Annotated in this window: 15 protein-coding genes and 1 other RNA gene; 13 read left to right on the forward strand and 3 right to left on the reverse strand. The window is 72.2% G+C overall.

Annotated features, from left to right (window positions below; translation table 11 throughout):
• Positions 1-2,869 (reverse strand): FHA domain-containing protein (locus M4J07_RS37140; RefSeq protein ID WP_255979593.1); only part of this gene is annotated, 2,869 nt, incomplete at its 3' end.
• Between the two features lie 417 nt (positions 2,870-3,286).
• On the opposite strand from M4J07_RS37140, the gene M4J07_RS37145 reads away from it, so the two are divergent.
• The 4 genes from M4J07_RS37145 (at position 3,287) to M4J07_RS37160 (ending at position 8,602) form a co-directional block, all read left to right on the forward strand.
• The gene (locus M4J07_RS37145) at positions 3,287-4,939 is read left to right on the forward strand and encodes a serine/threonine-protein kinase (RefSeq protein WP_255979595.1); all 1,653 of its coding nucleotides are present in this window, start codon (positions 3,287-3,289) and stop codon (positions 4,937-4,939) included.
• Between the two features lie 112 nt (positions 4,940-5,051).
• Entirely contained in the window at positions 5,052-6,287 is a 1,236-nt protein-coding gene (locus M4J07_RS37150; RefSeq protein ID WP_255979597.1) for a serine/threonine-protein kinase, read from the forward strand.
• Between the two features lie 215 nt (positions 6,288-6,502).
• Positions 6,503-7,609 carry a peptide chain release factor 2 gene (gene prfB, locus M4J07_RS37155; protein ID WP_255979599.1) on the forward strand — a complete coding sequence of 369 codons (1,107 nt, stop codon included), beginning with the start codon at positions 6,503-6,505 and terminating at the stop codon, positions 7,607-7,609.
• Positions 7,610-7,924: 315 nt separating this feature from the next.
• Positions 7,925-8,602, forward strand: a complete 678-nt coding sequence (locus M4J07_RS37160; RefSeq protein WP_255979601.1) for a hypothetical protein — start codon at positions 7,925-7,927, stop codon at positions 8,600-8,602.
• A gap of 79 nt (positions 8,603-8,681) precedes the next feature.
• Here the strand turns inward: M4J07_RS37160 and M4J07_RS37165 are convergent, their stop codons facing one another.
• Complete coding sequence (locus tag M4J07_RS37165; RefSeq protein ID WP_255979603.1) at positions 8,682-8,873, reverse strand: hypothetical protein; 192 nt, start codon at positions 8,871-8,873, stop codon at positions 8,682-8,684.
• Positions 8,874-9,163: 290 nt separating this feature from the next.
• On the opposite strand from M4J07_RS37165, the gene ftsE reads away from it, so the two are divergent.
• The 6 genes from ftsE (at position 9,164) to dacB (ending at position 14,877) form a co-directional block, all read left to right on the forward strand.
• On the forward strand, positions 9,164-9,853 hold the full coding sequence (gene ftsE / locus M4J07_RS37170; protein WP_255979605.1) for a cell division ATP-binding protein FtsE: 690 nt from the start codon (positions 9,164-9,166) through the stop codon (positions 9,851-9,853).
• 39 nt (positions 9,854-9,892) lie between these two features.
• Complete coding sequence (gene ftsX, locus M4J07_RS37175) at positions 9,893-10,810, forward strand: permease-like cell division protein FtsX (protein WP_255979607.1); 918 nt, start codon at positions 9,893-9,895, stop codon at positions 10,808-10,810.
• Between the two features lie 79 nt (positions 10,811-10,889).
• Entirely contained in the window at positions 10,890-12,056 is a 1,167-nt protein-coding gene (locus M4J07_RS37180; protein WP_255979609.1) for a S41 family peptidase, read from the forward strand.
• A 31-nt stretch (positions 12,057-12,087) separates the two neighbouring features.
• Positions 12,088-12,627, forward strand: a complete 540-nt coding sequence (gene smpB, locus M4J07_RS37185) for an SsrA-binding protein SmpB (protein ID WP_372349404.1) — start codon at positions 12,088-12,090, stop codon at positions 12,625-12,627.
• A gap of 118 nt (positions 12,628-12,745) precedes the next feature.
• Positions 12,746-13,133: a transfer-messenger RNA gene (ssrA, locus tag M4J07_RS37190) on the forward strand.
• Between the two features lie 118 nt (positions 13,134-13,251).
• Complete coding sequence (gene dacB / locus M4J07_RS37195) at positions 13,252-14,877, forward strand: D-alanyl-D-alanine carboxypeptidase/D-alanyl-D-alanine endopeptidase (protein WP_255979611.1); 1,626 nt, start codon at positions 13,252-13,254, stop codon at positions 14,875-14,877.
• 4 nt (positions 14,878-14,881) lie between these two features.
• Here dacB and M4J07_RS37200 read toward each other — a convergent pair whose 3' ends face one another.
• Positions 14,882-16,117, reverse strand: coding sequence for an MFS transporter (locus tag M4J07_RS37200; protein ID WP_255979613.1), 1,236 nt, complete (start codon positions 16,115-16,117; stop codon positions 14,882-14,884).
• An 83-nt stretch (positions 16,118-16,200) separates the two neighbouring features.
• On the opposite strand from M4J07_RS37200, the gene M4J07_RS37205 reads away from it, so the two are divergent.
• The 3 genes from M4J07_RS37205 (at position 16,201) to M4J07_RS37215 (ending at position 20,301) form a co-directional block, all read left to right on the forward strand.
• Positions 16,201-17,178, forward strand: coding sequence for a LysR family transcriptional regulator (locus M4J07_RS37205; protein WP_255979615.1), 978 nt, complete (start codon positions 16,201-16,203; stop codon positions 17,176-17,178).
• Positions 17,179-17,337: 159 nt separating this feature from the next.
• Complete coding sequence (locus M4J07_RS37210; protein WP_255979617.1) at positions 17,338-18,114, forward strand: hypothetical protein; 777 nt, start codon at positions 17,338-17,340, stop codon at positions 18,112-18,114.
• Positions 18,115-20,301 carry a glycosyltransferase gene (locus tag M4J07_RS37215; RefSeq protein WP_255979619.1) on the forward strand — a complete coding sequence of 729 codons (2,187 nt, stop codon included), beginning with the start codon at positions 18,115-18,117 and terminating at the stop codon, positions 20,299-20,301.
• The last annotated feature ends 19 nt before the right edge of the window (positions 20,302-20,320 follow it).

Below are 20,320 nucleotides of genomic sequence, written 5' to 3' on the forward strand. Positions count from 1 at the left end.
GCGCCGCGCTCCACCCCGCGGCCCCGCCGGAGGCGAACGCCGCGACGAGATGCACCCCGAGCCGCTCCCCGTCCCGCGCCACGGCCTCCAGCGCCCGCACCACGGACCCGGCGGCGGGCCGCCCGGGCGACCCCAGCGGAGGCGCGAGCAGCGCGTCCAGATCGTCCACGACGACCACGAGCCGCGGCAGCGGAGGCGCGGCCTCCGCCTTCTCCCGCGCGGCCCCCGGCCGCAGCCGGATCGTCGAACTGGGCGGCGCCTCCAGATCACCGGCCCCCGCGGCGGAGCCGGTGCGCTGCGCCACGAGCCGCCCGGCCACGGCCCGCTGGGTGTGCCACTCGGAGAAATGCGTACGCCCTATGAGCTCGGCCCGCCGCTTCAGCTCGGTGGTCAGCGACTGGGCGAACTCCCGCATCCGCACCGGGTCGTTGGCCGCGAGGTGCGTCGTGACGTGCGGCAGGTCCGTACAGACCCGCAGTCCCTCCACCCGCTCTCCACCGGGCCCGCCCTGACCGTCGACCAGTACGAGAGCGAGCCGGTCGGGCCGCTCGGCGGCGGCGAGGGACGCGGCGATCGACCGCAGCAGCTCCGTACGGCCGCTGCCCACCGGCCCCTCGACCAGCAGATGCGGCCCCTCGGCGGCGAGGTCCACTCCGACGGGACCGCGCGGCCCCGCCCCGAGCACCGCCCAGACCCGGCCGCCCAGCGAATCCGGATCGTCCGCGGCGGCCGCCCACCGTGCCATCAGGGAGGCGGGAGTGGCCCGCGCCAGCCCCAACTCGTCCAGGAGGCGCGCGACATGGGGCAGCGGCGCGGAGACCCGGGCCTGCCGCTCCCCGGGCCCGCCCGCACCCTCCGTGCGCAACGGCGCGAGGGCCCGCGCGAACCGCTCCGCCCACGCGAGCGAGACCGCGTCGGCCGTGGCGACCGTGCCGTGCCCGACGAGCCGGCCCTGCGCGGCCCGGTGCAGCCGCAGCGCCGTCGCCACGTCACCGCTGAGCAGGGCCACGGCGCCGCACGCCCGGAAGGCGGGGCTCTGCGCGCACGCCGACTCGTAGGTCCGGTCGACCGGGGAGGCGGGCGTGGTGGCCGGCGTCTCGGCCAGGCACACGACGTGGATCCCGGCGGCCGCGCCCTCGGCGGCGAGGCGCACGGTGGCCTCCCGGAGCGACGCGGAACCGGGGTCGCCGTCGATCACGACGACGGTGGAGATCGTGGAGACGGGGGAGACGGCGGAGGTGCCGCGGGTGCCGGCGGTGGCGGTCAGCGGTGACCCGGCGGGCTCCGCGGCCTCCCGCGAACCGCCCTGCGCCGGGATGCCGCCCGGGGCCGGCCGGTGCCCCGCCGCGTGGTCGTCCAGGCGGCGCAGCAGCTCACCGGTGCGGGCGGCGGCCTGCTCCCGGTCGTACGCGAGGAGCAGCCGGCAGTCCTGGCCGTGGGCCGGCCGCACGTGGGGCAGCCAGCCGAGCCAGGCCCAGTCGGCGATCCGCTGCTCGACGGGGCGGCCCCGGTCCGTGGCGATCAGCACGATCTCCAGGCGGTCCGGTGCGTGCAGCGCCGCGAGCTGGGACAGGGCGCAGCGGGCCAGCCCGGCGAGGCGGGTCCGCGGGCCGGCGAGGCCCAGGGCACCGGCCTCGGCGAGCCCCACGGTCACCGGGACCGCGGGCAGCAGCCCGGCGCCGTCCGGGCCCGTCCGGTCGACGGTGCCGAGCCGGACCGCCAGCGACTCCGGATGCCCGGGACCGCGCTCCCACAGCCGGGGGCCGGGGCCGAGCGCGGTGAGCAGCAGCGCCGCGGCGTCCGGCCAGGTCTCGGCGGCCGCAGACCCGGCAGACCCGGCAGACCCGGTGGGCGCGGCAGGCGCGTCCGGCTCCTCGTCCCGCGGCGGCTCGGCGCGCTGCGGGGCGCGCAGCGCGTACGGCTGGTGGATCTCGTGCTGCTGGTCGGCCTCGTCGCGGCCGGAGCCGCGCCGCAGCAGCCGGCCGAGCCCGCCGCGCTTGCGGGGGGCACGCGGGAGCTCGGTGCCGCGCGGCGGGGTGCCCCCGCGCGTGCGCTCCGCGCCGGGCGCCCCGCCCTGCTCCGGGACGACGGGCTGCGCGCCCCCGGGCGGCGCCTCACCGGCGGCGCCCCAGGACGCGTCCCCGTACGCGTGCCGCGTCTCGTCGGCGACGTCGGCAGAGCTCTTCGGGCTCCTCGGGCTCTCCGGGGGCTCCGGCTCGCCGAAGGCGACCCGTACGTGCCCCTCACCGTCCGCGGCGGTCCGCAGCGGTGCGGGGCGGGCGGCGTCGCCCACGGCCGCGACCCGCAGCGCGGACTCGCCCAGGCGCAGCAGGGCGCCGGGGGAGAGTCGCACCGGGCGCCTGCCGAGGGGGCGGCCGTCGACCGTCGTGCCGTTCGTGGAGTCGAGGTCGACCACCGAGACCTGGCCGTCGGCGGCGAGCGTCACCGCGCAGTGCAGCCGGGACACGTCGGGGTCGTCCAGCGGCACGTCCGCGTCGGCGGAGCGGCCGATGCGGATCTGGCCGCCGTGCAGGAGGTGCACGCCGCCCGCGTCGGGGCCGGCCACCACGTGGAGCTGTGCGGCCGCGCCGTCGGGCTCGGGACCCGGGTCGGCCGGGGCGCCCAGCGAGAGCACCGCGCCGTCGGTCAGGGGCGGCTCGCCCAGCAGACAGCGCTGCGCGTCGAGCCGGTCGAGTCCCGCGTACAGCACGGACGAGGGGGCGTCGCCGCCCGCGACGGCCGTGGCCAGGCCGGAGGCGACCGCGGCGAGCGCGGTGCCCGCCGGGGCCGTGACCAGGACGTCCACACCACGCGCGGGCGCGTCCGGGCGCGTGCCCAGGGGGTCTACGACGGTAAGCCGGATCTGCATCGCCGTCTGCGGTCCCTTCTGCGCGGGCGCCCGGGTGCAGGGCCGCCCGCGGTCCCCCACCGCAGATTCCCCCACCGTCACGGGCACGTCAGCCAGTGCTGAGAGGCATCCTCGCACCTGCCACTGACAACACGCCCGCCCCCCACCCGTAAGTGATCTTGAAGTGATCTTGATTGGTCGGCTCTGCCCGCAAAAGTGCCTGCGGGATGCCTGCTGGGTGCCCGGTTGAGATCGGTCACGTCGTCGCGCGGCAACCAACGGCCCCAGGTGTGCGTCTTCTCGTCGAACACGGGTTTGTCGTGGCTGGGACGGGTCAAAGAAGATCGACAGCCTGTACCCCGTACGGCGCCACTAGAGTGGGTCGGAACACCCGGGACCGGGCAGACCAAGCAAGTACCGATGCAGGGAGCGCATGACGTGCGGCCGGTAGGCAGCAAGTACCTGCTCGAGGAGCCGCTCGGACGCGGCGCCACGGGCACCGTCTGGCGAGCCCGCCAGCGCGAGACCGCGGGCGCCGAGGCGGCCGTCGCCGGGCAGCCCGGTGAGACCGTCGCCATCAAGGTCCTCAAGGAGGAGCTGGCGAACGACGCGGACGTGGTGATGCGCTTCCTGCGCGAACGCTCCGTCCTGCTCCGCCTCACGCACCCGAACATCGTGCGGACCCGCGACCTGGTCGTCGAGGGCGAGCTCCTCGCGCTCGTCATGGACCTGATCGACGGCCCGGATCTGCACCGCTACCTGCGGGAGAACGGCCCGTTCTCGCCGGTCGCCGCGGCCCTGCTGACCGCGCAGATCGCCGACGCGCTCGCCGCGAGCCATGCCGACGGCGTGGTGCACCGCGACCTGAAGCCGGCGAACGTGCTGCTCAAGCAGGACGCCAATGGCATGCACCCGATGCTCACCGACTTCGGCATCGCGCGCCTCGCCGACTCCCCGGGCCTGACCCGCACCCACGAGTTCGTGGGCACGCCCGCGTACGTCGCGCCCGAGTCCGCCGAGGGCCGCCCGCAGACCAGCGCCGTGGACATCTACGGCGCGGGCATCCTGCTGTACGAGCTGGTCACCGGCCGGCCGCCGTTCTCCGGCGGCTCCGCCCTCGAAGTGCTGCACCAGCACCTGAGCGCCGAGCCGCGCCGCCCCTCGACGGTCCCCGACCCGCTGTGGACGGTCATCGAGCGCTGTCTGCGCAAGAACCCGGACGAGCGGCCCAGCGCGGAGAACCTCGCGCGCGGTCTGCGCACCGTCGCCGAGGGCATCGGCGTGCACGCGAACAGCGCGCAGATCGCCGCGGCCGAGGGCGTCGGCGCCCTGCTGATGCCGGACCCGGACCCGGCGCACGTCCCCGGCGTCCCGGGCGCCGCCGACCCCACGCAGGTGCTGCCGAGCAACGCGGGCTCGTACGACCCGAACGCGGCGACGAGCGTCATGCAGCAGCAGGGCAACCAGAACAACCAGCCCAACCAGTACGGCGACGCGGACCCCACCTCCGTGCTGCCGAACAACCGCGGTGCCGCCGATCCGACGGCCGTCATGCCGCCGGTCCCGCAGACGCCTCCGGGCGGCAACCCGGACGATCCGCACCCCTGGCAGAACCAGCTGCGCGCGGCCCGCGACCGCAACGAGCAGACGCAGGTCCAGTACCTCGACCCGAACGAGGACCCGCTGCGCCGCCGCCCGCAGCGCCAGGTCGCGCGCCCGCAGCAGCAGCCGCCGCAGCAGCAGTACGCGCCCCGCCAGCAGCGCCCGGCGCCGCGGCGGCAGACCCCGCAGCCGCAGCAGCCCCAGCAGCCGCAGCAGTACGCGCCGCCGCAGCAGCCGCCCCAGCAGCCCCGGCCCCCGAGGGAGCCGAGGCAGCGCAGCGCGAACCCCATGAAGATCCCGGGGCTCGGCTGCCTCAAGGGCTGTCTCTTCATGATCGTGATGCTGTTCGTGGTGAGCTGGCTGGTCTGGGAGTTCACCCCGCTGCAGGACTGGATCGGCACCGGCAAGGGCTACTGGGCCCAGCTGTCCGACTGGTTCTCGACGGTGACCGGCTGGATCGGCGATCTGGGCGGCAATTCCGGCAACTAGTCCGTGACGTTGGAGATTTGTCGACATCCGACGGGTGATTTCCCCCGCTGATGCGTTGGTTGGCGTCCGAGCCGCGTAGCTTGGGCGCCAACACGCGTCTGTAGGAGCAGTCTTGGCACGGAAGATCGGCAGCCGGTACACCGCACACCAGATCCTGGGGCGCGGCAGTGCGGGCACGGTGTGGCTGGGCGAGGGACCCGAGGGTCCCGTCGCCATCAAACTGCTGCGCGAGGACCTGGCCTCCGACCAGGAGCTGGTCGGCCGCTTCGTCCAGGAGCGCACCGCCCTGCTGAGCCTCGACCACGCGCGCGTGGTCGGCGTCCGCGACCTGGTGGTCGACGGGAACGACCTGGCGCTGGTCATGGACCTCGTCCGCGGCACCGACCTGCGCACCCGGCTGGACCGGGAGCGCCGGCTGGCCCCGGAGGCCGCGGTCGCGATAGCCGCGGACGTCGCCGACGCCCTGTCCGCCGCGCACGCGGCGGGCATCGTGCACCGCGACGTGAAGCCCGAGAACGTCCTGCTGGACATGCAGGGCCCGCTCGGCCCCGGCGGCGCCCACCCGGCGCTCCTCACGGACTTCGGCATCGCGAAGCTCATCGACACCCCGCGCCGCACCCGCGCGACGAAGATCATCGGCACGCCGGACTACCTGGCGCCGGAGATCATCGAGGGCCTCCCGCCCCGCGCCGCGGTCGACATCTACGCGCTGGCGACGGTCCTCTACGAGCTCCTGGCCGGCTTCACGCCGTTCGGCGGCGGTCACCCCGGAGCGATCCTGCGCCGCCATGTCACGGAGACGGTCGTCCCGCTCCCCGGCATCCCGGACGAGCTGTGGCAGCTCCTGATCCAGTGCCTGGCGAAGGCCCCGGCCTCCCGGCTGCGGGCCTCGGAGATGGCCACCAGGCTGCGCGAGCTGCTGCCGCTGCTGGCCGGGATGGCGCCCCTGGACGTGGACGAGCCCGACGCGGAGCCGGTCGCCGACGAGCCCGAGGCGCCGGCCGTGGAGCCCGAGGAGCCGGAGCGGCCCCGCCGTGGCGCCGTCTCCCTGGTCCCCGGCGCCGCCCCCGCCGACTCCAACCGCGACACCCACACGTCGATGCGGGTCCCGGCACCGGACGAGCTGGCCGGCGGCGCCCGCGGCACGGCCCGCGCCCCGCGCGCCTCCGGCGCCCCGCGCCCCGGCTCCGCCCGCAACCGCCACTCGGCCCGGCGCCGCCGCATCACGCTGGCCGTGGCCGGGGTGGTGCTCGCGGCGGCGGTCGGGGGAGGCGTCTGGGCGGTCTCCTCCGGAGGGGACGACCCGCCCCCGTCCGACGGCCAGAACTCGGCTCCGGCGGAGCCGTAGGGGCGCGTTCTCGGGTGCGGGCGGGTGGGGGCTTCTCGCGCGGTTCCCCGCGCCCCTGGAGATACGCACTTCGTGCGCGATCTCCACCAGAGGGAAAGCACGGCGAAGCCGCAGGCTTTCAGGGGCGCGGGGAACTGCGCGAGAAGCCCCATCGGGCCCGCGGACGAGAACGCACCCCGAACCGGTACCCGGCGGAGAGCCGTTAGGCTGGTGTCGTGGCAGTCGTCGATGTTTCCGAAGAGCTGAAGTCCCTCTCCTCGACCATGGAGTCGATCGAGGCCGTCCTGGACCTCGACAAGCTGAGGGCAGATATCGCCGTGCTCGAGGAGCAGGCGGCCGCGCCGTCCCTGTGGGACGACCCGGAAGAGGCGCAGAAGATCACCAGCAAGCTGAGCCACCTCCAGGCGGAGGTCCGCAAGGCGGAGACGCTGCGAGGCCGCATCGACGACCTCGGTGTCCTCTTCGAGATGGCCGAGGAGGAGGACGACCCGGACACCCGCGCCGAGGCGGAGTCCGAGCTGACCTCCGTGAAGAAGGCGTTGGACGAGATGGAGGTCCGCACCCTCCTGTCCGGTGAGTACGACTCCCGCGAGGCGCTCGTCAACATCCGCGCGGAGGCGGGCGGCGTCGACGCCGCGGACTTCGCCGAGCAGCTGCAGCGCATGTACCTGCGCTGGGCCGAGCGCCACGGCTACAAGACAGAGGTCTACGAGACGTCGTACGCGGAAGAGGCCGGCATCAAGTCGACCACCTTCGCCGTCCAGGTGCCGTACGCGTACGGCACGCTCTCGGTGGAGCAGGGCACGCACCGCCTGGTCCGCATCTCCCCGTTCGACAACCAGGGCCGCCGCCAGACGTCCTTCGCGGGCGTCGAGGTGCTCCCCGTGGTCGAGCAGACCGACCACGTCGAGATCGACGAGTCCGAGCTGCGCGTCGACGTCTACCGCTCCTCGGGCCCCGGCGGCCAGGGCGTGAACACGACGGACTCCGCGGTCCGGCTGACCCACATCCCCACCGGCATCGTGGTCTCCTGCCAGAACGAGCGCTCGCAGATCCAGAACAAGGCGACCGCGATGAACGTGCTGCAGGCCAAGCTCCTGGAGCGCCAGCGCCAGGAGGAGCGCGCCAAGATGGACGCCCTCAAGGGCGACGGCGGCAGCTCCTGGGGCAACCAGATGCGGTCGTACGTCCTGCACCCGTACCAGATGGTCAAGGACCTGCGGACGGAGTTCGAGGTCGGAAATCCGCAGTCCGTGCTCGACGGCGAGATCGACGGTTTCCTGGAGGCCGGAATTCGCTGGCGCAAGCAGCAGGAGAAGTAACCGCCGCTTTATCGACAAGGCAACTGCCGCTCTCCGGGCGGCAGTTGCCTTTTGTTGTGCGGGAAATGTGAAGGCGTTTCCGCCTTTTACGTCACAGTCACATGTCCGTACGACGGTCAATTCACAGCATTCCAGACATTGCGTGCGCAACGACCTTGACGCTGATCTGAAAACTGGGAAGGCTGGCGCGCGGCATGCGTATCAGTGGGACGCGTGTGAACGGGGGAAGGGCCGAGCGTGGCCCCTGCTGCCCCCGGTTGAACGCGGTCCCGGGCGCTGCTCCATTGACGATTGGCTACTGGGGGTAGCAGACAGATGACCAAGAAGACGCGGATCCGTGTGGCGCGGATAGCTGCAGGCGCGGTGATCGCCGCCGGTGCCTCGCTGACCGCCGCGGGTGCCGCCTCGGCCGCTGACGTGAACATCGGCATCCTCGGTATCGGTGCGAACGTGCACGCGGGCGAGGACGGCGTGGACGCGGGTATCAGCCTGGGCGAGGACGAGGACGACCCGACCACCCCGGGCCCCACGGACCCGACGGGCGTGCCGGACCCGACCGAGGACCCGACCACCCCGCCCACCGAGGAGCCGCCCACCACGGACCCGACGGACCCGACGGACCCGACGGACGAGCCGACGGAGCCCACCGAGGACCCGACCGACCCCGGTAACGGCAACGGTGGCGGCAACGGCAACGGCGGCAACAACGGCGGCGGCAACGGGAACGGCGGGGGCAACGGCAACACCAACCCCGACGGCAACAACAACCCCGTCGAGCAGGGCCAGGGCAAGGACAGCCTGCAGGACACCGGCTCCGAGCCGGCCCAGCAGACCGGTACCGGCACGGGCACCGGCAAGTCCGGCGGCGAGCTCGCCGAGACCGGTGCCGACGGCACCACGATCCTGCTGATCGGCGCCGCGACCATGATCGCGGGCGGTGTCGGCTTCCGGCTGCTGCCGCGCCTCGCCAACAACCGCGGCGCTGCTGCGTGACGTAACGCACACCTGAGGCACACGAGAAGGCCCGGAGCCGACCGGCTCCGGGCCTTTTCACGTCAGTTGCGTGCTTCGCCTACACCGTCTGGTGCGCGAGCAGCGCCACGGCCGCCACGAGCACGGCGACCAGCGCGATCAGCGCCATCGGATTGAACCCCGCCAGCGGGTTCTCCTGCTGCAGCCGCTCGCGGTTCGCCCGGCACACCGGGCAGCGGCCCTCGCTCACGGGCGCCGCACAGTTCGCGCACACCAATCGGTCATAGGTCATGCGCCACTCCTCCTCCCGCGCGGCGGAGCCGGCCAACGGGTACCCACTGGTTCTCTCCGCTCAACGCTCCGGGAAACGCAACCGTTCCCCCTACCACTGTGCCAGCTTCCCGGATTTTCGGCGCGCCCCACTGGCAGGACCGTCCCTGACCAGGCACGGCACGGACAAAACAGGCGCCGGATCGACCCGGGCACCAGGACAAAACGCTCAACCGGGAACGGCGCCTGCACGCCGCCTCCCCATTCGCGTATGGTCACGCACACCTACCCCCGGCGACCCGTGGTGCACCCGTGATCCGATTCGACAACGTCTCCAAGGTCTATCCCAAGCAGACCCGCCCCGCTCTCAGGGATGTCTCCCTGGAGGTCGAGCGCGGTGAATTCGTCTTCCTGGTCGGCTCGTCCGGCTCCGGCAAGTCGACGTTCCTGCGCCTGATCCTGCGCGAGGAGCGGTGCAGTCATGGCCAGGTGCACGTCCTGGGCAAGGACCTGGGCCGCGTCTCCAACTGGAAGGTCCCGCAGATCCGCCGCCAGCTCGGCACGGTCTTCCAGGACTTCCGGCTCCTGCCCAACAAGACGGTCGGCGAGAACGTGGCCTTCGCCCAGGAGGTCATCGGCAAGCCCCGCGGTGAGATCCGCAAGGCCGTGCCCCAGGTGCTCGACCTCGTCGGCCTCGGCGGCAAGGAAGAGCGCATGCCGGGCGAGCTGTCCGGTGGTGAGCAGCAGCGCGTGGCCATCGCCCGCGCCTTCGTGAACCGTCCCAAGCTGCTGATCGCGGACGAGCCCACGGGCAACCTCGACCCGCAGACCTCGGTCGGCATCATGAAGCTGCTCGACCGCATCAACCGCACCGGCACCACCGTGGTGATGGCCACCCACGACCAGAACATCGTGGACCAGATGCGCAAGCGCGTCATCGAGCTGGAGAAGGGTCGCCTCGTGCGCGACCAGGCGCGCGGCGTCTACGGCTACCAGCACTGAGAAGTACCGAGAGAAGCTGCGAAAGGCTCAGTCAGCGCTATGCGTGCCCAATTCGTCCTGTCGGAGATCGGCGTCGGTCTCCGCCGCAATCTCACGATGACCTTCGCCGTCATCATCTCGGTGGCCCTCTCGCTCGCCCTGTTCGGCGGCTCGCTCCTCATGAGCGATCAGGTCAACCAGATGAAGGGTTTCTGGTACGACAAGGTCAACGTCTCGATCTTCCTGTGCAACAAGGGAGACGCTGAATCCGACCCGAACTGTGCCAAGGGCCCGGTCACGGCGGAGCAGAAGAAGCAGATCGTCGACGACCTCAACAAGATGGACGTCGTCGACAAGGTGGCGCACGAGTCGCAGGACGAGGCGTACAAGCACTACAAGGAGCAGTTCGGCGACTCCCCGCTGGCCAGCTCCCTCACGCCCGACCAGCTGCAGGAGTCGTACCGGATCAAGCTGAAGGACCCGGAGAAGTACGAGGTCATCGCGACCGCGTTCAACGGGCGGCCCGGTGTGCAGTCCGTGCAGGACCAGAAGGGCGTGCTCGACAACCTCTTCCGGCTGCTCAGCTACCTGAACTACGCGGCCGGCGCCGTGATGGCCGTGATGCTCGTCGTCGCGCTGCTGCTGATCGTGAACACCGTCCGGGTGTCCGCGTTCTCCCGGCGCCGGGAGACCGGCATCATGCGGCTGGTCGGTGCGTCCGGGTTCTACATCCAGGCGCCGTTCATCATGGAGGCCGCGGTCGCCGGACTCATCGGCGGCGGAATCGCCTGTGTGTTCCTCGCCGCCGGGCAGTACTTCGTGATCGACAACGGCGTGGCACTCTCCGACAAGCTCCAGCTCATCAACTTCATCGGCTGGGACGCCGTGTTGACGAAGCTGCCGCTCATCCTCGCGGTGAGCGTCGTGATGCCCGCGCTGGCCGCCTTCGTGGCGTTGCGCAAGTACCTCAAGGTGTGACGAGAGTCCCCCCGCAACGCAGGGCGCCCTACGGTTCAACACGCCGTACGGCGCCCTGCGTTGTCCTAGACTCACCGACATGTCAGGCCCGGACTTGTTCGCCCGGCCCCGCCGCATCGGCCGTGGGGCAGCCCTGACATTGGTCTTCGCGAGCGTCCTCGCGACCGGTGCCGCGACCGGCGCACTGCCCGGGGACGGCCGGAAAACCGCTGCGGGACGGGACAGTTCGGTCGCCGCCGCCGCGCACGAGAAGCCGCTCGACGACCCGGCCGAGGCCGCCGAGGAGGCGATGGCCGACGGCAAGTCCCCCGCGCAGGCCGCCGAGGAGGCCGTCAGCCGCAGCGGGGACCGCTGGGGCGCCGTCTACTCCCAGGGCGAGTACGAGGAGTTCGAGCAGGCCCTGGACGGCGAGTACACCGGCGTCGGCCTGTGGGCCCGGCGCACGGTGGACGGCGAGGTGCAGGTGACCCGGGTGCGCGGCGGCTCGCCCGCACAGCTCGCCGGGATCCGGGAGGGCGACCGCATCGCGGCCGTCGACGGCAGGCCGGTCACCGGCCGGCCCGTCACCGAGGTCCTCGGGCTGCTCCGCGGCGAGCGCGCCGGGACGTCCGTCCACGTGGGCCTGCAGCGCGGCACGCGCGCGTGGAGCGAAACCCTGCGCCGCGCGAACCTCTCCACGGACTCCGTCGCCGTCACCCACCTCGCCGACGGGGCCGTGCTGATCAAGGTGAGCGCGTTCACCAAGGGAGCGGGCAGCCGGGTGCGTACGGCGGTGCGTGCGGCCCCCGCGCGCGCGGGCGTCGTCCTCGACCTGCGGGGCAACTCCGGCGGCCTGGTCACCGAGGCCGTCACCGCGGCCTCCGCATTCCTCGACGGCGGGCTCGTGGCGACGTACGACGTGCGCGGCGCGCAGCGCGCCCTGCACGCGGAGCGCGGCGGGAACACCTCCAGACCGGTGGTCGTGCTCGTCGACAGCGGGACGATGAGCGCGGCCGAGCTGCTCACCGGAGCCTTGCAGGACCGTGGCCGCGCGGTCGTCGTGGGCACCAGGACCTTCGGCAAGGGCTCGGTCCAGATGCCGAGCCGACTGCCCGACGGCTCCGTCGCCGAGCTGACCGTCGGGCACTACCGCACCCCTTCGGGGCGCAGCGTCGACGGCCGGGGCATCACCCCCGACTTGGAGGCCGCCGACGGGCAGCTGCAGCGGGCCGAGACGGTATTGAGTGGCCTCGGGGCCCCCTCGTAGTGCGAAAATGGCCAGCACTATGGCCAAGGGAATGTACGTACCGAAGGAGTCCCAGCCCAAACAGGGCAAGGGGAAGGCGTCCGACCAGAAGGACGGCAAGCGCAAGATCGTCGCGCAGAACAAGAAGGCGCGGCACGACTACCTGATCATGGACACCTACGAGGCCGGCATCGTGCTGTCCGGCACCGAGGTCAAGTCGCTGCGCCAGGGGCGGACGTCCCTGGCCGACGCCTTCGTCCAGATCGACGGGGGCGAGGCGTGGCTGCACAACGCCCACATCCCCGAGTACAGCCAGGGCACCTGGACCAACCACGCGGTGCGCCGCAAGCGCAAGCTGCTCCTGCACCGCGACGAGATCGACAAGCTGGACTCGAAGTCCCAGGAGTCGGGTCACACGATCGTGACCCTCGCGATCTACTTCAAGGACGGCCGCGCCAAGGCCGAGATCGCGCTCGCCAAGGGCAAGAAGGAGTACGACAAGCGGCAGACGCTGCGCGAGCAGCAGGACCGGCGGGACTCGGACCGCGCCATCGCGGCGGCCAAGCGGCGGCAGCGGGCACGGGAGCACTGACCCGCGGTGCGGGGGCGTCAGGAATAGGCTGGCATCGCCGCGCGTTGTTCACGTACGATGGCACTGCTCCTCACCGAAGGGGCGCCGGATCGAAAGATCCACTTTGAAAAAACAACATGGGGATGATCGGTTTCGACAGCGGCTGTCGAAGCAGGTGAAGCGTGTCGAGGAAGCGGCAATGATCTCGTAAACCATATGTCGCAACCAATAATCGCCAATTCTAAGAGCGATTCCCAGTCCTTCGCCCTCGCTGCCTAATAACAGCGACTGAAGGACCCTAAAAGGGTGTCAGCCCGGGAGTGTTCCCGGCCCGGATCCTGGCATAATCTAGGGGACTAAACCATCGAGCCCGGTCACGGGGTTCGATGGGAAATCAAACAGTGACTGGGCCCGTCGGCGACTTGTTCGCGTGATTGCCGGGGCCGAGAAAATCGAAGCGAACTGCACACGGAGAAGCCCTGCTGCTGCACCGTTGGACGCGGGTTCGATTCCCGCCATCTCCACTCATCCCATGCGATTCAGGCCCGACTGTCACCAGTCGGGCCTTTGTCGTGGTGCGGTCCCGTGACCTTGGCGCTCGTGGGGTCTTGGCTGAGCCCTGCTCCTCCGGGATGCTCCTGAGCCATGAGCAGACCTGACGGACCTGTGAGACGAGCCATCGACCTCAACTTCCGTACCAGAGCACGGCGGTGGGCCCTGCCCGCCGTCGCGCTCGTCACCGCCGCCACGCTCTCCTGGGGCGCGCCCGCCGGCGCCGACTCGGACCCCAGCGGGCTGCCCGAGGCCATCGACACCATCCTGGGCGACGCGCGGATGGAGGGCGGCGCGGCGAGCGTCGTCGTCGCCGACGCCGCCACCGGCGAGACCCTCTACCAGCACAACCCGACCGGGCGGCTGATGCCCGCCTCCAACACCAAGCTCGCCACGTCCACCGCCGCGATGGCGGTGCTCGGGCCCGACTACCGGTTCAGCACCGACGTGCTCGCCGGGGGCAAGGTGCGGGGCGGGGTGCTCGCCGGGGACCTGTACCTGCGCGGCACCGGCGACCCGACGACCCTCGCCGCCGACTACGACAAGCTGGCCGCCGGGGTCGCCGCGGCCGGGGTGAAGCGGGTGAGCGGGCGGCTCGTCGCCGACGACACCCGGTTCGACGCCCAGCGCCAGGGCGACACCTGGGGCGCCGACGACGAGTCCTCGTACTACGCCGCCCAGATCTCCGCCCTGAGCGTCGCCCCGGACACCGACTACGACACCGGCACCGTGATCGTGGAGGTGAAGCCCGGCGCCCGCGCGGGCGACAAGCCCGTCGTCAGCGTCACGCCGAAGAACGACTACGTGCACGTCGACCTGCGGGCGAGCACCGTGGGCACCGGCGGCGACGACACCGTCGGCGTGGTCCGTGAGCACGGGACCAACACCATCACCGTCAGCGGGACCGTCCCGGTGGGCGGTGACACCACCAAGGAGTGGGTCACGGTGTGGGAGCCGACCGGGTACGCGGCCGCCGTGTTCCGGGACGCGCTCGCCGCGCACGGGGTGAAGGTCACCGGCGCCACCCGGCTCGGCCGGGCCGCCCCGGCCGGCGTCCAGCGGCTCGCCACGCACGACTCGATGGCCCTGAAGGACCTGCTCGTCCCCTTCATGAAGCTGTCCAACAACATGCACGCCGAGTCGCTGACGAAGGCCATGGGGTACGAGACCACCGGCCGCCCCGGCAGCTGGGGCGACGGCATCGCCGCCGTCGCCGGCTACCTCAAGGGCGCGGGTGTCGACGCGACGAAGATCCGCCAGGTCGACGGGTCCGGCCTGTCCCGCAAGGACAACTTCGCCGCACGGCAGATCGCCGACCTGCTGCTCTCCGTCCAGCACGAGCCCTGGTACGCCGACTGGTACAAGTCGCTGCCGGTGGCCTGTGACCCCGACCGGTTCGCCGGCGGGACGCTGCGGACCCGGATGTGCGGCACGCCCGCCGCCCTCAACGCCCGGGGGAAGACCGGGTCGTTGACGGGGGCGTCCGGACTGTCCGGCTACGTGAAGGACGCCGACGGGCGGCTGCTCGTCTACAGCATCGTGCAGAACAACTACCTGGCGTCCTCCGTGAAGCCGCTGGAGGACGCCATCGTGGTGACCCTCGCCGGGTCGACCGGGGAGAAGGCCGCCGCCGTGCCGCCGAAGGCCACCCGGTCCGTGCCGGCCGCCGAGCGCCGCGGCGACCTGGAGTGCTCGTGGCTCAAGCCCGCCCAGTGCTAGGCGGTCACCGCGCGATGCCGCGTACGTAGCCGTAGAGCGACAGCAGCAGGGCGCACGCCGCGGCTGTGACCGGCACCGTGTACGCCGCGGTGGGGCCCCAGTGCTCCACCGCGGCACCGCCCGTCGCCGAGCCGCACGCGATGCCGCCGAGCAGCGCGGTCACCGCGAGGGTCATGCCCTCGTTCAACTGGCCGTCCGGCGTGCGCTCCTGGACCAGCGTCATGCCCGTCACCATCGTCGGCGCCGTGGCCATGCCCGCGATCAGGAGCGCCGCGCCGAGCACGTACAGCGAACCCGTGAGGGCCGCCGCGAGCAGCGGCAGCGTCATCAGCGCGGCCATCGCCGCGACGCACACCGGGTGCCGGCGGGCCGCGGGCCCCGACGGCTTCACCGCCCCGAACACCAGGCCCGCCACGCACGACCCGGCCGCCTGGAGCGCCAGGACGCCCCCGGCCCACGCCTTGTGGCCCAGCTCGTCCGCGAAGGCGACGGTCACCACCTCCAGGGAGCCGAAGATCGCGCCGAGCGCGAGGAACGCGACCAGCAGCGGCGGCATGCCCGGCGCGCGCAGCGGCGTCCGCGTCGCCTCCGTGCGCGGCCGCGCGGGCGGTTCCGTCGCACGCTGCGCGGCGAAGACCAGTACGCCCGTCACCATCAGGACCGTACCGACGAGCGCGCCCGCCTCCGGGAACAGCGCACTGCACAGGAACGCGGCCACCACCGGGCCGAGCATGAAGCAGAGTTCGTCGGCCGCCTGCTCGAAGGAGTTCGCGGTGTGCAGCGCCTTCGGGTCGCCGTCGAGCAGGTGCGCCCAGCGGGCCCGCGACATGCCGCCGGTGTTGGGCTGCGCGGCCGTCGGCAGGTACGCCACGAACAGCACCCAGTCGGGAACGTCGAGCCGTACGCAGAGCAGGAGCGCGAGGGCGCCGGAGGCCGCGACGAGCGTCGCGGGCACGGCGATCCTGGCCTGCCCGTGGCGGTCCACCATCCGCGCGAGCCACGGTCCGAGGAACGCGCCGGCGACGAGGCCCGTCGCGGTGAGCGCCCCGGCGAGCGCGTACGAGCCGCGGACGCCGGAGATCAGCATCACCGCGCTGATGCTGAACATGCCCTGCGGGAAGCGTGCGAGGAGGTTGCCGAGGGTGAAGGCGAGGGCGCCGGGGATCGCGAAGAGCCGGGTGTACGAGGTGACCGCCGTGGCGGGCGCGGCAGGGGACGAAGCAGGGGCGGCAGTGGGCATGCCAAGAGCGTCGCCGCAGGCCACCCGATGGGTCCAACACTTACTCGGTACCCATTCACGCACCTGCGTTGTAAGTTCGCCCGATGCCCCCGGTGAATGTCGAACCACGCCTGCTGCGCGCCTTCCTGGCCGTCGCCGACGAGCTGCACTTCACGCGCGCCGCCGCCCGGCTCTACGTCGCCCAGCAGGCGCTCAGCCGGGACATCCGGCGCCTGGAGCGGGAGCTGGGCGCCGAGCTGTTCGGCCGGACCACCCGGCAGGTGACGCTCACGGCGGAGGGCGCCAGGCTGCTGCCGTACGCGCGGCGGGCCGTCGAGGCGCAGGACGAGCTGCTCGCCGCGTTCGCCCGGCCCGCCGCCGAGGCCCGGCCGCTGCTGGTCGACGTGAACAGTCCGGGACTTGTTCATGAACAGGTCCTCGCGCGGGCCCGCGAACTCGCCCCGGACTGCGAGCTGATGGCCCGCTACGAGAGCGGGCTGACCGGGGCCGCCGCCGAACTGCTCGCCGGGCGCCTCGACGTGTCCTTCGGACGGTTCGGCGGGCTCGACCCCGCGGTGCGCGAGCGGCTCTCCCAGCAGCCCCTGCGGTACGAGCCGATGGCGGTCGTGCTGCCCGACGACCATCCGCTGGCCGCACTCGACGCGGTGCCCCTCGGGCGGCTCGCGGGGGAGACGGTCTACGCGGGCGCGGGCAACCCCCGGACGCCCGAATGGACCGATCTGGCACGGCAGTTGTTCGCCGGGCGGGGCATCGGGATCGCGCCGCCCGCGCCGCTCGCCGTCGGCAAGGAGGAATTCCGGCGGATCATGACGAAATACCGGAATCCGGTCCTCACCGGGGTGGACTTTCCGGCCATGCCGGGATCGGTTCTGCGGCCCCTGGTCGACCCGGTGCCCCTGTCCCCGGTGTCGCTGGTGTGGCTGAAGGGGAGGCAGCACCCCGGAATCGACGCCCTGCGGGCCGCCGCGGCCGGTCTGGCCGAGATGAACGGGTGGCTGGAGCGGCCTGCCGGGGCGTGGATACCGGCCACAGATGCACTCATCATGGTGAGCTCCGACTGAACCGTGGCAACGGCTGTCACCCACGTGCGCTACATTCATAGTCCGGGCGCGGTGTGATAAGGGGGGCGCTCGGATCGGGTGGGGGCCCGGTCCGGCCGACGAGTGCCCGGGGAGTCGCGCGCGCACCCATGAACATGTCCTTGGGGGGATGTGCGTACGGTGGAGAACTGGCGAGAAGACGCCCTGCCCGGGCAGACCCATGACCCGAACGAGGTGACGGTCCAACTGGACGGCGCAGGCCGGCAGTTGGGCGACCTGCTCGCGTCACGGGGTGAGACCGGGCCGGCCGAAGCCACGGGGGACGACAAGGAAGTACCGGTCTTCGTCGACGACTCGGGGCGGCGCAGCCGCAGATTCCGGCGCGTCGGCGTGTTCGTCGGCATGGCCTGTGCCGTGTACGCCGTCGTCATCGTGATCACCCTGCTCTCGGGGAACTCGAGCGCGCCCTGGCTGCCCATGGGCCCCGAGGACAAGCCGGCGGGCAAGGTGGACACCAAGCCGCTGCCCGCCGACCCCGCGACGCCGTCCGTGTCCCCGGGCACCACCCCGGACCCGAGCGCCTCCGGCACCGCGCCCGGCGCCACCGGCGCGCCCGGCACGTCGACGTCGCCGACGGCCGACCCGAGCACGGGGGACGACGAGCCGGGCACCGGCACCACACCGTCGGACCGGCCCACCGGCGGCAAGACGACGCCGCCGGTCGAGCCGTCCAAGCCCGGGGGGCACACGACGCCGCCGGTCGACCCGACCACCGACCCGCCCACGGACCCGAGCACCCCGCCGGTCGACCCGACGGACGACCCGACCACCGACCCCGTGGGCGGTGGCACCGACACCGTCGCCGACGGCACCTCATCGCCCCTGCCCGTCGAGGTGAGCCCGAGCGGCGATCCGTCGGCGCCGACCGTCGCGTCCCAGGAAAGCAGCGTCCTGTAGATGTCCCACCCCTCACGCCGCCGGCACACCGGTCCCCGCAGGCGCCGCCTCCCGCTGCGCTATCTCCTGCCGTCCCTGCTGCTCGTGGCCCTGATCGCGATGCTCATGCTCCGCGGCTACGTGCACAGCGAGATCATGGCCGACCACCGCATCCAGCCCGAGGCCGCCACCGACAAGGTGCCGGAGAAGATCCTCGACGGCGGCCCCGTCATCGACACCCGCGAGGGCCGCCAGGAGAGCCGCTCCATCGGCAGCCACAAGCTGGTGCTCACCTTTGACGACGGGCCGGACCCGGAGTGGACCCCGAAGGTCCTCGACGTCCTGAAGAAGCACGACGCGCACGCCGTCTTCTTCGTCACCGGCACGATGGCCTCGCGCTACCCCGACCTGGTGCACCGCATGGTCGAGGAGGGTCACGAGGTCGGCCTGCACACCTTCAACCACCCGGACCTCTCGTACCAGTCGACGAAGCGGATCGACTGGGAGCTGTCGCAGAACCAGCTGGCCCTGGAGGGCGCGGCAGGCGTGCGCACCTCCCTGTTCCGGCCGCCGTACTCGTCGTTCGCCGACGCCATGGACGACATGTCGTGGCCGGTCACCCAGTACATCGGCTCGCGCGGCTACATCACGGTGGTCAACAACACCGACAGCGAGGACTGGAAGCGCCCCGGCGTCGACGAGATCATCCGGCGCGCCACCCCGCACGACGGCAAGGGCGCCATCGTCCTGATGCACGACTCGGGCGGCAACCGCTCGCAGACCGTCGCCGCCCTCGACCGCTTCCTGCCCCACCTCCAGGACGAGGGCTACAAGTTCCAGAACCTCACCGAGGCCCTGGGCATCGCCAGCGCGCACACCCCCGTCACCGGCCCCGAGCTGTGGAAGGGCAAGGCGTGGATCGTGGCGGTCCAGGCCTCGGAGAACATCACGGGCGTGCTGGTCGCCGGGCTCGCCGTCATCGGCGTCCTCGTCATGGGCCGCTTCGGCCTGATGCTGGTCCTGTCCGCGATCCACGCCCGCCGGGTGCGCAAGAAGGGCTTCGCCTGGGGGCCGCCGGTCACGGAGCCGGTCTCCGTCCTGGTCCCGGCCTTCAACGAGGCCAAGTGCATCGAGAACACGGTGCGTTCGCTGATGTCCAGCGAGCACCCGATCGAGATCATCGTCATCGACGACGGCTCCACGGACGGCACGGCCCGCATCGTGGAGAACCTCCGGCTGCCCAACGTGCGCGTGGTCCGCCAGCACAACGCGGGCAAGCCCGCCGCCCTCAACAGGGGCCTGGCGAACGCCCGGTTCGACCTCGTCGTGATGATGGACGGCGACACGGTCTTCGAGCCGGCCACCGTGCGCGAACTGGTCCAGCCGTTCGGCGACCCGCGCGTCGGCGCGGTCGCGGGCAACGCGAAGGTGGGCAACCGGGACTCGCTGATCGGCGCCTGGCAGCACATCGAGTACGTGATGGGCTTCAACCTCGACCGCCGGATGTACGACATCCTGCGCTGCATGCCGACGATCCCCGGCGCCGTGGGAGCCTTCCGCCGCAGCGCCCTGGAGCGCATCGGCGGCATGAGCGACGACACGCTCGCCGAGGACACCGACGTCACGATGGCGCTGCACCGCGACGGCTGGCGCGTCGTCTACGCGGAGAAGGCCCGCGCCTGGACCGAGGCGCCCGAGTCCGTCCAGCAGCTGTGGTCGCAGCGCTACCGCTGGTCGTACGGCACCATGCAGGCGATCTGGAAGCACCGCCGTGCCCTGATCGAGAGCGGCCCGTCCGGCCGCTTCGGCCGCGTCGGCCTGCCGCTGGTCTCCCTGTTCATGGTCCTGGCCCCGCTCCTCGCCCCGCTGATCGACGTCTTCCTGCTGTACGGGGTGGTCTTCGGCCCCACCGAGAAGACGGTGATCGCGTGGCTGGGCGTGCTCGCGATCCAGGCGGTCTGCGCGGCGTACGCCTTCCGGCTCGACAAGGAACGCATGACGCACCTCATATCCCTCCCGCTCCAGCAGCTCCTCTACCGGCAGTTGATGTACGTCGTGCTGCTCCAGTCCTGGATCACGGCGCTCACCGGTGGCCGGCTCCGCTGGCAGAAGCTGCGCCGCACCGGCGCGGTCGGCTCCGTCCCCGGCGGACTGCCGCGCCAGCGGACGTCCTCGGTGTCCGGTGACGACAGGAGGCCGGTGGCATGACGTACCCCCACGACCCGTC

It is taken from the genome of Streptomyces longispororuber, from assembly GCF_024448165.1.
Lineage (GTDB): Bacteria > Actinomycetota > Actinomycetes > Streptomycetales > Streptomycetaceae > Streptomyces > Streptomyces longispororuber_A.